General features: G+C 30.3%; 16 protein-coding genes and 1 pseudogene. 7 read left to right on the forward strand and 10 right to left on the reverse strand.

Translation table 11 applies throughout. From position 1 onward, the window contains the following. Positions 1 to 64 precede the first annotated feature (64 nt). Positions 65 to 1,351, reverse strand: a complete 1,287-nt coding sequence (locus IO99_RS12885) for a Gfo/Idh/MocA family protein (protein ID WP_035134055.1) — start codon at positions 1,349 to 1,351, stop codon at positions 65 to 67. 249 nt (positions 1,352 to 1,600) lie between these two features. Here IO99_RS12885 and IO99_RS12890 point away from each other — a divergent pair, with 249 nt between their 5' ends. The 4 genes from IO99_RS12890 to IO99_RS12905 all read left to right on the forward strand — a co-directional run bounded on the left by IO99_RS12890 (position 1,601) and on the right by IO99_RS12905 (position 4,478). Further along, on the forward strand, positions 1,601 to 2,512 hold the full coding sequence (locus IO99_RS12890) for an AraC family transcriptional regulator (protein WP_035134057.1): 912 nt from the start codon (positions 1,601 to 1,603) through the stop codon (positions 2,510 to 2,512). 92 nt (positions 2,513 to 2,604) lie between these two features. Then, the gene (locus IO99_RS12895) at positions 2,605 to 3,501 is read left to right on the forward strand and encodes a helix-turn-helix transcriptional regulator (RefSeq protein WP_035134059.1); all 897 of its coding nucleotides are present in this window, start codon (positions 2,605 to 2,607) and stop codon (positions 3,499 to 3,501) included. A gap of 66 nt (positions 3,502 to 3,567) precedes the next feature. After that, on the forward strand, positions 3,568 to 4,008 hold the full coding sequence (locus IO99_RS12900) for a GyrI-like domain-containing protein (protein WP_035134061.1): 441 nt from the start codon (positions 3,568 to 3,570) through the stop codon (positions 4,006 to 4,008). Continuing rightward, on the forward strand, positions 4,005 to 4,478 hold the full coding sequence (locus IO99_RS12905; RefSeq protein ID WP_278245251.1) for a linear amide C-N hydrolase: 474 nt from the start codon (positions 4,005 to 4,007) through the stop codon (positions 4,476 to 4,478). The genes IO99_RS12900 and IO99_RS12905 overlap by 4 nt, the downstream gene beginning before the upstream one ends. Positions 4,479 to 4,607: 129 nt before the next feature. On the opposite strand, the gene IO99_RS12910 is transcribed toward IO99_RS12905, so the two are convergent. Then, complete coding sequence (locus tag IO99_RS12910) at positions 4,608 to 5,495, reverse strand: hypothetical protein (RefSeq protein WP_035134063.1); 888 nt, start codon at positions 5,493 to 5,495, stop codon at positions 4,608 to 4,610. Positions 5,496 to 5,858: 363 nt separating this feature from the next. On the opposite strand from IO99_RS12910, the gene IO99_RS12915 reads away from it, so the two are divergent. Further along, positions 5,859 to 6,131, forward strand: a complete 273-nt coding sequence (locus IO99_RS12915; protein WP_035134065.1) for a DUF3795 domain-containing protein — start codon at positions 5,859 to 5,861, stop codon at positions 6,129 to 6,131. A 562-nt stretch (positions 6,132 to 6,693) separates the two neighbouring features. Here IO99_RS12915 and IO99_RS18780 read toward each other — a convergent pair. The 4 genes and pseudogenes from IO99_RS18780 to IO99_RS12925 form a co-directional block, all read right to left on the reverse strand. Beyond that, positions 6,694 to 6,801, reverse strand: a pseudogene (locus IO99_RS18780) (IS200/IS605 family transposase); the annotation flags it as partial. After that, positions 6,788 to 6,922 carry a hypothetical protein gene (locus IO99_RS19685; RefSeq protein ID WP_278245249.1) on the reverse strand — a complete coding sequence of 45 codons (135 nt, stop codon included), beginning with the start codon at positions 6,920 to 6,922 and terminating at the stop codon, positions 6,788 to 6,790. The pseudogene IO99_RS18780 and the gene IO99_RS19685, both read right to left, overlap by 14 nt. Further along, entirely contained in the window at positions 6,922 to 7,401 is a 480-nt protein-coding gene (locus IO99_RS12920) for a DNA-deoxyinosine glycosylase (RefSeq protein ID WP_035134066.1), read from the reverse strand. Before IO99_RS12920 ends, IO99_RS19685 begins: the two co-directional genes overlap by 1 nt. A 56-nt stretch (positions 7,402 to 7,457) precedes the next feature. Beyond that, on the reverse strand, positions 7,458 to 7,811 hold the full coding sequence (locus IO99_RS12925; protein ID WP_035134068.1) for a winged helix-turn-helix transcriptional regulator: 354 nt from the start codon (positions 7,809 to 7,811) through the stop codon (positions 7,458 to 7,460). A gap of 177 nt (positions 7,812 to 7,988) precedes the next feature. On the opposite strand from IO99_RS12925, the gene nfsB reads away from it, so the two are divergent. Further along, positions 7,989 to 8,642 (forward strand): oxygen-insensitive NAD(P)H nitroreductase, encoded by a 654-nt coding sequence (gene nfsB, locus IO99_RS12930; RefSeq protein ID WP_035134070.1) that lies wholly within the window; start codon positions 7,989 to 7,991, stop codon positions 8,640 to 8,642. A 138-nt stretch (positions 8,643 to 8,780) separates the two neighbouring features. On the opposite strand, the gene IO99_RS12935 is transcribed toward nfsB, so the two are convergent. Continuing rightward, entirely contained in the window at positions 8,781 to 9,650 is an 870-nt protein-coding gene (locus IO99_RS12935; protein ID WP_035134072.1) for a methionyl aminopeptidase, read from the reverse strand. Between the two features lie 32 nt (positions 9,651 to 9,682). Further along, positions 9,683 to 10,363, reverse strand: coding sequence for a DUF5680 domain-containing protein (locus IO99_RS12940; protein WP_035134074.1), 681 nt, complete (start codon positions 10,361 to 10,363; stop codon positions 9,683 to 9,685). A 387-nt stretch (positions 10,364 to 10,750) separates the two neighbouring features. On the opposite strand from IO99_RS12940, the gene IO99_RS12945 reads away from it, so the two are divergent. Beyond that, positions 10,751 to 11,344 carry an ATP-dependent Clp protease proteolytic subunit gene (locus tag IO99_RS12945; protein ID WP_035134076.1) on the forward strand — a complete coding sequence of 198 codons (594 nt, stop codon included), beginning with the start codon at positions 10,751 to 10,753 and terminating at the stop codon, positions 11,342 to 11,344. Positions 11,345 to 11,544: 200 nt separating this feature from the next. Here the strand turns inward: IO99_RS12945 and IO99_RS19350 are convergent, their stop codons facing one another. Further along, positions 11,545 to 12,726, reverse strand: coding sequence for a GNAT family N-acetyltransferase (locus tag IO99_RS19350; protein WP_198028587.1), 1,182 nt, complete (start codon positions 12,724 to 12,726; stop codon positions 11,545 to 11,547). A 599-nt stretch (positions 12,727 to 13,325) separates the two neighbouring features. Beyond that, on the reverse strand, positions 13,326 to 14,024 hold the full coding sequence (locus IO99_RS12960; RefSeq protein ID WP_035134078.1) for a LiaF transmembrane domain-containing protein: 699 nt from the start codon (positions 14,022 to 14,024) through the stop codon (positions 13,326 to 13,328). Position 14,025 lies beyond the last annotated feature (1 nt).

The following is a 14,025-nucleotide window of genomic DNA, read 5'->3' on the forward strand; positions in this document are numbered from 1 at the left end:
TATATTTAAATACTTTCTTTATATTCACTAGATTAATTACATTACTTAATTACTACATGCCATTTTATTTTCTTAGAGTATCCAAATCAACCACCACTCCATCTGTCAGCCTAGATTGTTCTGCTGCCATTGCACAATAATGACTTTCTACGGATTTATCTACTGATGTAATGGCATTAGTGGGTTCTCCATCCTCTGCAATCATATCAATGAATTCCTCCACCATACGATTGTCTCCCCCTGCATGACCAGAAAAATCCATTGATAGCTTAGATATATCAATTACTTCAGTTTCTTTTCCAAATGGTGTGACTTTAATAGTTTTTTCAGTCAAATCTGCAACAATTTCTCCTTTTGTACCCATAATCTTCTGATAACGTGAACCTGTAGCAGTGAATGCACACATTGTCAATGAAATGGTGGCACCATCTGTCATATTTAGGTTTACAACCTGATGATCTACTACGTTATTATCACAGTAATATACACATCTTCCATAAGGTCCACTTTGAATTGCTTCTGTAATACTTTCTACAGTGGGATGAAGAGTCAATACATCAACAGGCCACTTTGTATTCCCCTTTGCCACACCAGTTTTTTCATTTGTTATATAAATCTTTTCTGCATCAAAGGAACAATTTGCTTTTGCTTTGCATCCGTCCATACAACGCTTTGTTGCTCCTTCTGGTGCATTTTCTTTCTTGAATAAATAGGTGCTTCCAAAGGAAGATACAGACTTACAAGTTTTACCTGTGAGCCATAATAACAAGTCCATATCATGACAACATTTCTGTAATATCATAGGACTAGTAGTATTGGAGTTTCTCCAGTTTCCACGTACAAAACTGTGTGCTTGATGCCAGTATCCCACATTTTCAATTGCCATAACAGAAACTACATCTCCAATTATACCGCTGTCAATTACTTCTTTTAATTTTGTATAGAATGGTGTATAACGCAACACGTGACATACAACCACTTTTCTGTCACAATCATTTGCTACTTTTACAATTTCCCTACACTCATCTAGGTCTGGTGAAATTGGCTTTTCCAATAACAGGTGATAGCCTTTTCTAAGGGCCGGGATTGCTTGTCTTACATGTTCCTTGTCCTGAGTAGTAATAAACATAACATCTGCCAGCTTATCCTGAGCAATTAGTTCTTCTGCACTGCAGAAGCATGCCTTTTGTGGGATGTTATACTCCCTTGCCACATCTTCTACCTTTGCAGGATCAATGTCTGCAATTGCTACAATTTCAATTTTCTCTGGAAATAATTTAGCAGTTAATGCATAGGTGTCTTTTCCTCTACTACCTAGTCCAGCTAATGCTACCTTTAATTTTTTACTCATTTTATTTCCTCCTATTTACGTCTATTTTCTCCATTCATATTTTAAAAGGTATTTCTATGTGCATAGAGAAGACCTTATCTATAACTTCCATACTGTTACATATATTGTATATGTTTTTTTAAAATCTAGCTTATACAATCATCCAGTATAATTGTTATATCATCCAAAATATCTATATGTTAAATTGTATTCTTTTGTTATATTTGCTAAAATAAATTGATAATAATGCATAAGTAAGGAGTTGGTTGTATGGCTTATATCAGTACTAGATTAAAAAAAGAAATTGAAATCACTGAAATCATCACCATTCACTATTTTGAGTACTTGAAAGATTTTGTTTTCCATGGTGAGTCTCATGATTTTTGGGAATTCCTATATGTAGACAAAGGAACAGTTATGGTACAAGCAGCCTCTGAGCATTATCAACTCCATGCTGGAGATATCATTTTTCACAGACCAAATGAATTTCACGCTGTGAAGGCAATAGGAAGGAAATCGCCTAATTTAGTGGCAATTTCATTTTTGTGCAATTCCCCTTCAATGGATTTTTTTACTGGTAAAGTTACCACACTGTCTTCTATAGAAAAAACTTTAATTGCACAAATTATTTCAGAAGCGCGCACTGCATTTTCAACTCCACTCCATATCCCTTCCATTGAACAAGTAAAACTCTCTTCCAGTGCACCTTTTGGCTCACAACAATTGATTTTGTTGTATCTGGAACAATTTCTAATTCATATAAAGAGGCATCATTGTGATGATGAAAGAGTTAATAACCTACCTTCTTTTACAAAACAGTCTTGGGATAGCTCTAATGAATCCTATGTATTTGAACAAATTTTGCATTATTTGCAGCTACACATTTGTGAGCAAATTAAAATTTCAGATATTTGCAATGAATTTTCTATCAGCCGTTCCACCTTACATTCACTCTTCCACAAAAATAAAAACTGTGGAGTAATTGATTATTTCATATATATGAAGATTGAGCGTGCAAAGGAAATTATTCGTGATGGGAATATGAATATCACTGAAATCGCATATTTTCTTTCTTATAATTCTTTGCAGCATTTTTCCAAACAGTTTAAAAAGTTAACTGGAATGTCACCAACGGAATACATCTCATCTGTAAAGGGGATTTCTCAAACTTATAAGTGGTAGCCATAACGTGGCTGCCATTCTTTATTTTGCAGTATATAAATACGACATATGGATGTCATATTCATGTGTTATAATATGATAGAGGTGAAGATATGCAAATCAACCGAATGTTTGAAATAATATACATACTTCTTGATAAAAAAAACGTTACAGCAAGAGAACTTGCTGAGAAGTTTGAAGTTTCTAGTAGAACCATTTATCGTGATATTGAAACATTATCATCAGCAGGTATTCCTGTTTATATGACCAAAGGCAAAGGTGGCGGAATATCTATTTTAGATGAATTTGTGCTGAACAAAGCCGTACTAACCGAAGAAGAAAAATCTGATATTTTATCCTCACTACAAGCAGTTGGTGCAATCAATTTCAATGAAACAGATTCTGCATTACAAAAATTAGGCAGCCTATTTGGAGAGAATAACTCCGATTGGATTGAAGTGGATTTTTCATCTTGGTACAATTCGGAGAAAGAATCTAAATCCTTTAATGATATTAAATCAGCAATCTTATCTAATAAAATAATGAGTTTTACTTATTCAAGCGGAAAAGGCGAAAGAACTACACGAGAGGTAGAACCTTTAAAGCTTTGTTTTAAAGGTATGGCACGTTATTTATATGCCTATTGTACTTTAAGGCAGGATTTTCGATTTTTCAAACTAAGTCGTATAAAGGATATTGTGGTTACAGATAAACATTTTCATCGAAAAGTTATGGGGCCTATATTTAAAGCTGATAACATGTTTAATGAGCAATATATCACTTTGAAATTAAAACTGTCTCCCCATATGGCTTTTCGAGTTTATGACGAGTTTGATAAATATACTAAAGAAGTTGACGGCAGTTTTATAACTGAAACAATTTATCCTATGGGTGAATGGCTATTTCCTTATATAGCTTCTTTTGGTAGCCATTGCGAGGTATTAGAACCTTTTGATATAAGAAACTCCATAAAAGAAGAAATACAAAAAATGCTGAACAATTATTTATAATATGACATACTGTTGACATATTATTTGATTTATTATAAATATATCAAATATATGGAGGTAGTTAAAATGAACTATGAAATTGTAAATCTTGAAGAAAAAATTATTGTTGGTGTAAGTGTGACAACAAGCAACGAAGATCCTAAAATGGGTGAGAAAATCGGCAAGCTTTGGGTTGATTTATATCAAGGTGGCGTCAATGCAAAAATCAAGAATAAAGTAAATGAATATGCAATTGGACTTTATTCCGATTATAAAGAAGACAGTTATCTTGTTACCGCAGGCAACGAAGTATCAAAATCAGAAAACAGTGAGTTTACAACAAAGATCATTCCTGCTGGGAAATATGCAAAATTCTCTGTCCATGGACACATGGAAACAGCAGTAGCAAAGGCTTGGGGCGAAATTTGGAAAATGGACTTAGACAGAAGCTTTACAGGTGACTTTGAGGAATACCTAAACAGTGACTTTGAAAATGCAGATATTGATATTTATATCGCATTAAAATAACTGATACTGAAGATTTTATGTGGCATATGACTAATCTAAGAAATTATATGGAATTATCTACAATCCAAGAAAAGAAAACCTGTTGGGAAAATGTTGAGTTAACACCCTTTGGTCAGGCTGGTGGAACAATGTTATTACCTGGTGGCTACACCTCTCCAGAACGATTTGTTAGAACAGCCTTTCTAAAAACCCATAGTCAAGTACCTAAAGATAGAGTAGATGCAATAATGACTTGTTTCCACATTGTGGAGAGTGTTTCAATTCCAAGGGGAATTGTTCTTACAGATAAAGGTACTTTTGATTACACTAAATATACTGCATTTATAAACATAAACACCTGTGAATATTACTTTAAAACCTATGATAACAGTCAAATAGCGACTACAAGACTAATTAGTGATTATAAGAATTGTACACATCCTATTTTCCTAGGTAATTTAAAACGTCCTGTTACCTTTGAAAAGCTTTAGAATTTGTTTTTTTTGCCCTACCTAATACCTTTGGTAGAACAGATTCTACCTAAACTTGAAAGTTCTAAACCTATCCCATTAATGGGGTAAGTTTAGGCCTCTTTCCTTTTCTAATTAATAGCGCTCTTACTATTCCCTTTCATCTGCACCACCATACAATTCCAAATTGTGTAAACTACTATGAACTTTCCTTTTATAACAGTTAGTTTTTATTAAAGTTTCAGATAAATAACAGCTTAAACTAACTAACAATATATCAATACCAAGTCTTAGAAGTGTATCAATAAACGCCCCCGAAAATATAATTGGGACAAAAATAAGAAAGGCAAACCAATTAATCCCGAATATTGTAATCCCAAATTTTATTGCACTTAAAGGCTTTGATTGTGATTTAGTAGTATTACCTAATAATAAATATGAGATACCTATACATGTACCCATTAATAAAGTCCAAATAAAAGTAAAATAAGGTCTTTTCTCATAACCTGAATCTATAATTTTTGTAAAATAGAAAAAGTAACGTCCAAATAAAAAGATTATAGAAAAAATGAAAATAGATAAAAATATGTTACCGCTATTAAAAGGCCTCTTCTTTTGTTTAATATGACTGGAATCACTTGTAAATTTACCTAATAATAATCCCATCAATACTATCGGTCCAGCATCACAAATTCCCATTACAATTTCATGTGTTAAAGTATTACCCGATAAAGAAACACCTTCCATCATACCCCATAACCACAATAAGCCTATTGCACTACCATATCGCAGCCCTTTTCCACTCTTTATTCCTAGAATTTTATCTTCATATCTATAAAACACATAGGCTACACTGGAAAAAGCAACCAGAATCCATACCGTAGCTGCTCCAACAGCTCCAATAGTTTTAACAAGAAAACTGAAGTTTGCAATTTTAGGAAAAGGACTAATCTCCGAAGTTATTCCATGAAGTGTCATATCAAGTATAGAACAAATAATAACTATAGCTATATATTCTATTAATTTAACAATTTTCATTTAAGCTCCTCCTTTATTATAATTGATATTTATAATATTACTCCTTCATCTTTTTCAATTTTATTATTCTATTTATAACAATGTACCTTTTGTCTTGATATTGCTTTACCTTATCCTTATTATTTAAATTTAATCAATAACATCTTTATTGTATCACCTCACTCTCCACTGCTCAATAAATCTATACCATATCAAGAAATATTTCCTTTATTTATCCTATGACTATATAAAAAAATCATCATATTTATGTAATTATATTGTTTTTTTACAATTAATGATATAATTTGTATGTAAATAATCTATGATTTATTATATTACAGTTAGATACTATTGTGTATAAAACATACAGGGGGTTAAGTTTCAATGAATAATAAACAAGTTATGAGTCTGATAGGAAAATGTGGTTTTTATTGTGGTAGTTGTCCAGATTATATTCAAGGCGATTGTACTGGTTGCCGTACAGCACATCAAAAAGGAGATTGCTATACTTTTGATTGTGTGGATATACATAAAATAGAGTTTTGTGGAACTTGCAATAAATTTCCATGCAATGAAATAATGACAAGAGATAAAGCAACTGTTTTAGATACAAGATGGTTGCAATGGAAAGCAACAAAGAGAATTACTAAAAAATAGGCATAATGCGTTAACTTATATATTTTTTCAAACTCATTCTTCTCCTACATTTACAAAACAAATACTAAAGTTTAGTATGGAGCTATCAATATTTATTTTCCATTTCCCATGGGTTTAAGTATAGAATTTAAGTAACTTATTAATAATTTTTCATTCTCTTTTACTCCAAATATTTTTTAAAATACAACATCATTTTTAAGGCTTAATAATTTGTTCATGCTTAAATTCCTCCTAAATCTATTACTATTTAAATTATTAACACAAACACTTACTCTTATTTTAAAAATATTTATTATGGCTCAAATTAAAATAAGAGTATATCATAAAAAACAGCAGAATTCTAAAATTCTACTGCTTCTACATATTCCTTATTATCTAGTTTTGTTCACATGAAATTCAAATTATCTATTATCAATCTTGATGAATAAGAGGCTTATTAACACAATTTATATACAGTATAATACATATAATATAATTATATAGTAGTCAAAGATATTTATTATGTATTTTATAGTTAAATCTACCTATTTTCTTGTTCATCTCTCAAATATATGAACTCTTACCTTTTAAGTATCCCATATATTATTTGTCTTCTGTGCTTTGGTGCAAATACTATGTGATATTTACAATTCCATTTACTATGTGCTAGACTATTATTATCCGTATGGATATCCCTCCTTGATTTCAGATGTGGTTGGCAAACCTACTTCTATTTTAACAAAGAGGGTTCCTTTTTTTCTACTTATAGCTAAAAGCTTTTTTGAACCACCAGTATAACCAGTGGTATTCATTAAACAATCACTTGCCATTCTTCTATTAACTTATCAAGACTATATCTTGCATTTGCAGGACTAGCTGATGGAAGTTTAATAGCTTCTATTCCTGTTTTTTTTAATGAATATTTATTATAAAGTTGATATGCCTTGCCACCATTAACATATATCTTTTTAATATTGCTATTATCTAAAATACTAGTTAAATCTGATGGCACTACATTTTTAATACTAGAATCACTTGAACCTATGATATCACAAGAAGCTATTGTATCCCATATTGCAATATTATTTTCTAATAACATTTTCTTTTTTTCCTCAATAGTTCTATATTCAGAGCATCGAGTTATTGCTCCAATAACTTTCCAAAATCTATTTTGTGGATGACCATAATAAAAATCCGACTCTCTTGATTTAACAGATGGCAATGTTCCTAAAATAAGAATTTTTGAATTTTTATCAAATACAGCTTTAAAAGTATGCTCTACATGCTTCATAACTCTCTCCTTTATAATTAACTTTTAAAATTATTATTATCAATTTTACTTAAAAGCTATTTATCATTATTTAATCTTATTAATTGTTCTTTTCCCCACTTAAATAACATTTCCATTATAGGTATTAATGATTTTCCATATTCAGTTAAAGTATATTCTACCTTTGGCGGAATCTCTTCATAAACTTCCTTATGTATTATGTTATCACTAACTAACTCTTTCAACTGATTACTTAACATTTTATCTGTAATTCCACTTACAGCTCTTTTTAATTCACCATATCTCATAACTTCACTATCATAAATATGCCATAAAATAACTAGTTTCCATTTCCCTGATATCTGAGTCATTGCAAATTCCATAGGGCACAGTTCACTACAATTTTTTATTTCTATTTCTTTATTATTCATACAACTCTCCTTTTTGATATCACTATCCTTTTATATAGTACTTACTTTTAAGTGCATACTTGTTCATATAACAGTATGTTGATATTATTATAGCATACAAGGGCGGCAAACAAGTAAGCCTTTGAAAATTTATAAAATTAATATAAACTATTTTTGAATTAAAAGGAGATATATAATATGAACTTAATAGAAATAATGGAAAGACGTTACTCAACTAAAAAATTTGATAATACAAGAAAAATTTCAGCAGAAGATATGAAACAAATTAAAGAACTTTTAAGACTTAGTGCTTCAAGCGTTAATACTCAACCATGGCATTTTATAATAGCTTCAAGTGAGGAAGGTAAAAAACAAATAAGCAAAAGTACTCAAGGATTCTACGCTTTTAATGATGAAAAAGTACTTACTGCATCAGATATAGTTGTACTTTGTGCAAGAACTTCAATGGATGAAGATTACTTACAACATATCTTAGAAAAAGAAGATCAAGATGGACGTTTTGCTAACGAAGAAATCAAAAATGGTATGCATGGAGGACGTAGTACATTTGTTAACTTCCATAAAAATGACTACAATGACTTACAATATTGGATGGATAAACAAGTTTACTTAAATATGGGTAGCTTATTACTTGGTTCTGCTGCTCTTGGAATAGATGCAGTACCTATGGAAGGATTTGATGTTAAAGTTTTAAATGAAGAATTAGGATTAACTGAAAAAGGATTCACCGCTGTAGCATTAGTTCCTTTAGGATACAAAGCTAATGATGATTTCAATGCACAATTACCTAAATCAAGACTTTCTGAAGAAGAAGTATTTACTACAATTTAATTAATTATCCCCTCATTAATATAACTTACTCTAGATTTAAAGAAAGCTAATACAAAAGATTCCCCATTCTTTTATTAGCTTTCTTTTATAAGAGATTCCATTTTACGTTTCTTTTCCTACAGGCTTTTATCACATGATCTATCTAGCAATTATTTCTATTCCATCTTCAGTTACAAGAATTGTGTGCTCCCATTGTGCTGAAAGAGAATCGTCATCGGTAAAAACGGTCCACCCGTCATCTTCATCTATAAATATTTCATTACTTCCAGCATTTATCATTGGTTCAATGGTAAATACCATACCAGGTACTAAAACCATACCTGTTCCTCTTTTTCCCAAATGAGAAACAAATGGTTCTTCATGAATATCTAAGCCTACTCCATGTCCACCGAATTCTCTAACTACTGAATAACCATTACTTTCTGCGTATTCTTGAATTGCAGCTCCAATGTCTCCTAAGAATCCCCAAGGTTTAACTGCTTCTACGCCTTTATTCAAACATTCTTTAGTTACTTCAACCAATTTCTTAGCTTCTTCATCTACTTCACCAATCATAAACATCCTTGATGCATCTGAATAATATCCATTAAGGATAGTTGTTGCATCAACATTTACTATATCACCATTCTTAAGAATTACATTTTTACTAGGTATTCCATGGCACACCACATTATTTATTGATACACAAATACTTTTAGGAAATCCATCATAATTAAGAGTAGCTGGAATTCCTCCATTGGATACTGTATATTCATGTGCTAATTTATTTATTTCTTCTGTTGTCATGCCTTCCTTAATGTTTTCACTAATTAAGTCTAAAAGACCATTATTAATCTCAGCACTCTTTCTTATTCCTTCAATTTGTGCCCTTGTTTTTATGAGGTTTCTAGTTGGTACTATATGACCTTTTCTTTTTAAATCACTTAACTTTTCATCAAATTCTAAATGACAGTTTTTATATTTCAATCCACTTTTGCACCAACATAAATCATTTCTATTCAATTTCATAATCTTATTCCTCGCTCATATATTCATTTTAATTATTTAACTGATCCTCCATGGAAATAACATTCATAAACCTTAATATGGTCAAAATATATTTCCTCATGCCCTTGAAACCACTTAAATTCTCCATTTATTATACAATGATATTTATACTGGCCATTTTGATAAATAATAGGACCTCTATATGGATTCTCCTTAGTTACTAAACTCAAAACTTCCTTCAAAAAACTCCCTGAAAATCTTTCATCTAAAACTCTCCCAATATAATTCATTGACCAAAATGGAATATCATCTTGCCATATTGCTTCCTCTCCTGCAAACTTCTCTCCACCTATATATGTATCTATATATTTTAAAGTTCCTTCTGTATATTCTAAGTCATGAGAATTTGGTCTTGAATATTCACTCTCTGTCCCCTCTCCAGCATATGTAGCTTTTTTAGCCCTACATAAGAAATCAATTATGCCTTCATTTATATTATTATCTTTATTCTCTTCTATATATAAACGGCAATTTTCTTCATAATCATTCACTAATTTATCAATACTTACTTTAAAATAATCACTTAATGCAATTAGTCTGGCTATATCAGGATAAGATTGCCCTACTTCCCATTTTGCAACTGCTTGCCTTGATATCCCTAAAACTTCAGCTAACTTTTCTTGTGATAGACCCTTTGCTTTTCTAAGTGTTTGCAATTGTTCTTGAAAACTCATTGTTTAATCACCTCTTGTATAAGTATACTGATAATATTATCATCTTTCTACCAATTAAGTATAACAAATTTGACAACCTAAAGTTGCTTTAAATAAAAAAGTAATTTTAATACTGTTAAATCATATCTTTCTTATTACTTTTATAATATATATTTATTTTCTATAATTTACCAATTGTTTTAAACTATATTGTAAAAAAATTAAATTAGTGTTAGTATAGTTATTACTAAAACAAATATAGTAAATATAGTAAATTATAAAAACAGATTCTTAATGTAGTCGCAATTTTTTCGTATTAATCAATTTAAATCCAACTACTAGGTTATAGAAATATACGGCTATATATTTATAACTTAAATATATTTAAGATTAGAGGAGGAAAATAATATGATTTTTTATAGTAAAGAGAGCGAAAAAGAGGAAATTTCAAAAGACACACCCAATATAGTCATGGAAAAATTATTGAAATCAAGAACTATAGTTATTTCTGGTGAGATTAATCAATCTTTAGCAGAAAAAGTAGTTACTCAACTTTTAATCCTTGAAGAAATGGGAAATGACCCTATTAAAATATTTATAAATAGTCAAGGAGGGCATGTTGAAGCTGGAGATACAATACATGATATGATAAAGTTCATTACCCCAAAAGTTATAATGATAGGTACAGGTTGGGTAGCAAGTGCTGGTATAACAATTTATCTTGCAGCTAATAAAGAAAATAGATATTCTCTTCCTAATACAAGATATATGATTCATCAACCATTAGGAGGATTTAATGGTCCAGCTACAGACATCGGTATTGAAGCTGAAGAAATATTAAGAGTTCGTAAAAGAATTAATAAAATTATAAGTGAAGCTACTGGTCAACCACTAGAAAGAGTTGAAAAAGACACTGATAGAAACTATTGGTTAAGTTCTGATGATGCTATAACATATGGTATAGTCAATAAAATAATATCAAATCATTCTGATTTGAAGTAATTTACAGAGTTTTTTTCACAGGCTCCGTAGATCCTTTAAAAGTTTAATTTAAAAATTATAAAAACCTCAGTTATTTCTGAGGTTTTTGCTTTATATCCCATTATTCTTATCAACATATTGAACTAACTTAATTCCTTTATTCATTTCTGCCAATCTACCTTTTGTATTAATATTATTTCGCCTTATCCTTTAACATTTAATCAATCCCATTGACCTGGGAATCTTAATTTTTGTAGTTTTGGGAATTTTTTATTATATTCTTCAACTTCTACCTTAGGTAGATTTTCAAAAACTTCCGATTCGTAGAATTTTCCTTTTATACCTTTCATACTCTCTTCTGCTAATTCAATTCCCATAAATGCATCAAAGTTTTTACCATCAGCAGTCGTAATATTAAAATTATCACAGGTTTTAAATCCTATTCGAGGATAATAATCTGGTTCTCCAAAAATTACAATACCTTTATACCCTTTATTTGTAGCTAGCTTCATTGTTTCCCTTAATAACAGCTCACCAACTCCACTTCCTTGCCATTTAGGCTCTACACAAAGAGGACCAAAGGTTATAATTTCATGGGTATCTACACCATCAACAATCTTTGCCTTTGAATACATTATACATCCTATTACTTTACCATCCTTTACTGCTATTCTGCTGAGCTCTGGAAGATAGTCTTTATGCTTACGTAATTTATGCACTAGGTAATGTTCGTCACAGCCAAGATGATGTTTGTTCCAAAAAGCATGCTGTGTCATCAGCTCCACATTGTACCAATCATCCTCTGTTTCCATTCTAATTTCTACCTCTTCACCATTTAACTTTTTCTTTTCTTCTGGAAACCATCCAAATTCTAATCTAACTTCTTTTCTTTGTAAATCATTATTCCTATAGCAGCAAGCATCCATACCAATCAAAGTAAATCCTTCATGCTGATAAAAATCCACTGCATTAACATTGCAAGACTGTGTTTCTAGTATAATAGCTCTACGACGTTCTCTTCTTGCTTGTTCCTTTACAACCTGAATTAATGCATGACCTATTCCCTTCTTTTGATATTCTTCTGCTACCCAAAGTTCTGTAATTCTTAGACGATTAGACCATAGTTCTTGATCTGTTTCAATTGTAGCAATTAATTTATCTTTAACTAACACTCCCCAAGCACAAGCATTCTCCCAGTGGTCTTCATATAACTTATCTGGAAAATCATACTCTTCTGGTGTATGGGTTACTGGCTCGCTAAAGTCTTTCTTTTCTATATCAATAGTAAAGCCTTTATCCGTTTTATTTACTACGACATCATAATATTTATCTGTAGTATAACCTATTGGGATTATAGTTTCCTTCCATTTATCCTTTGCTAAATGTATAATTTCATATTCCATAGTATTTACCCCCAACTTTTCATACTTTCAATTATATTTATTTTCTATGTTTTTTTAAGTCCAATTCTTCTAATTAATTCAACAATCGCTGTATAGCATATAATTAATATGTACATTAATAGTACTGCTAAGTTTAGTTTTGGGAGAAAAATTACTATAAATCCTAGAACACATACGACATACATAGAAATTATAATATTATTCATAATCCACATAAAATATATCAATGCTATTATGCTAATTAAACTTAATATATAAAATTAAATTCTCAATTTCGTATATTCTTTCTTCGTTAAAGTATTTAGTAAAATATTAATAAACCTTGATGTTTTCACATCAGGATTATTTTTTCTTTATAGTGTACCTGTAACAATAAATCCATTAACTCTGCCCCTTATAATGTATTATATGTAAACTATATACATGTACAATTATGTTGTCAAGAAAATTTGGTAAATTTTTAAGGTAGCAAAACATATTGTGTTCCTAATTACCTAGTTTTATAGTACTTTTAGTACGCTTCTCCCTAACAGTTATAAGACATACTATTTAAAATATAATACCTATGCATAGAGTGCATAGGTATTAAAGTTATTTATTTAGATATAAATTATTTCTACTCCTGAAAAATTAATATCCCCAACTAATGTTAAAGTATTTGTTATTATTTCATTGTTTCTATTCTTTTCATCAATAGAAGCTAAAAAAACATTAGTTTTATTCTCAACCCTCCAATTTTTGGGTATATATAGTTCTACCCCTGAAAAAGAAGCATTAATTCTAATTATAGCATTATTATTACTCATGGTTGCATTATCAAAATACACCTTCAGAGCTCCAAAAGAACACTTAAAATCTGCTTGTTCAAAATTATCTGTATTAATATATTTTATACTACCACCAAATGAATTTTTAAATCTGACATGGCTTTCATCCTCCACATCAATTTTTTCAAATTTGTAATCATCACAATCGCATTCCATATTAACCCATTTAGTAGGTTTATGAAAAATCATAGAAAGACCAATACTTCCAAGTAGTGCTACAATCAATACAGTCCACGGTGTAATATTTGTAATCCCTAATTGCTTATCATATATTATACAAATAAATGCAATAGGGAATAAAACACCAGCAAATTTAAGACGTAGTAAACTTTTCACAATAACTACTACTAAAAAAGCCGTTAACAGCAAACTAAATACATTAACATTAGGAAAGTATCCAAGCTTACTTATAATCAAGAAAATACCCATTAGTATAAATAAAACTCCCCAAAAAATTCTTTCTTTTTTCATC

Source organism: Clostridium sulfidigenes (assembly GCF_000732635.1).
GTDB classification, from domain to species: Bacteria; Bacillota; Clostridia; order Clostridiales; family Clostridiaceae; genus Clostridium_J; species Clostridium_J sulfidigenes.

Coding starts and splice junctions, on each gene's coding strand:
- nfsB (WP_035134070.1), top strand. CDS start 7,989: ATGAACTTAATAGAAATAATGGAAAGACGTTACTCAACTAAAAAATTT.
- IO99_RS19685 (WP_278245249.1), bottom strand. CDS start 6,922: ATGAATACCACTGGTTATACTGGTGGTTCAAAAAAGCTTTTAGCTATA.
- IO99_RS12890 (WP_035134057.1), top strand. CDS start 1,601: ATGGCTTATATCAGTACTAGATTAAAAAAAGAAATTGAAATCACTGAA.
- IO99_RS12945 (WP_035134076.1), top strand. CDS start 10,751: ATGATTTTTTATAGTAAAGAGAGCGAAAAAGAGGAAATTTCAAAAGAC.
- IO99_RS12895 (WP_035134059.1), top strand. CDS start 2,605: ATGCAAATCAACCGAATGTTTGAAATAATATACATACTTCTTGATAAA.
- IO99_RS19350 (WP_198028587.1), bottom strand. CDS start 12,726: ATGGAATATGAAATTATACATTTAGCAAAGGATAAATGGAAGGAAACT.
- IO99_RS12925 (WP_035134068.1), bottom strand. CDS start 7,811: ATGAATAATAAAGAAATAGAAATAAAAAATTGTAGTGAACTGTGCCCT.
- IO99_RS12910 (WP_035134063.1), bottom strand. CDS start 5,495: ATGAAAATTGTTAAATTAATAGAATATATAGCTATAGTTATTATTTGT.
- IO99_RS12885 (WP_035134055.1), bottom strand. CDS start 1,351: ATGAGTAAAAAATTAAAGGTAGCATTAGCTGGACTAGGTAGTAGAGGA.
- IO99_RS12940 (WP_035134074.1), bottom strand. CDS start 10,363: ATGAGTTTTCAAGAACAATTGCAAACACTTAGAAAAGCAAAGGGTCTA.
- IO99_RS12900 (WP_035134061.1), top strand. CDS start 3,568: ATGAACTATGAAATTGTAAATCTTGAAGAAAAAATTATTGTTGGTGTA.
- IO99_RS12920 (WP_035134066.1), bottom strand. CDS start 7,401: ATGAAGCATGTAGAGCATACTTTTAAAGCTGTATTTGATAAAAATTCA.
- IO99_RS12960 (WP_035134078.1), bottom strand. CDS start 14,024: ATGAAAAAAGAAAGAATTTTTTGGGGAGTTTTATTTATACTAATGGGT.
- IO99_RS12935 (WP_035134072.1), bottom strand. CDS start 9,650: ATGAAATTGAATAGAAATGATTTATGTTGGTGCAAAAGTGGATTGAAA.
- IO99_RS12915 (WP_035134065.1), top strand. CDS start 5,859: ATGAATAATAAACAAGTTATGAGTCTGATAGGAAAATGTGGTTTTTAT.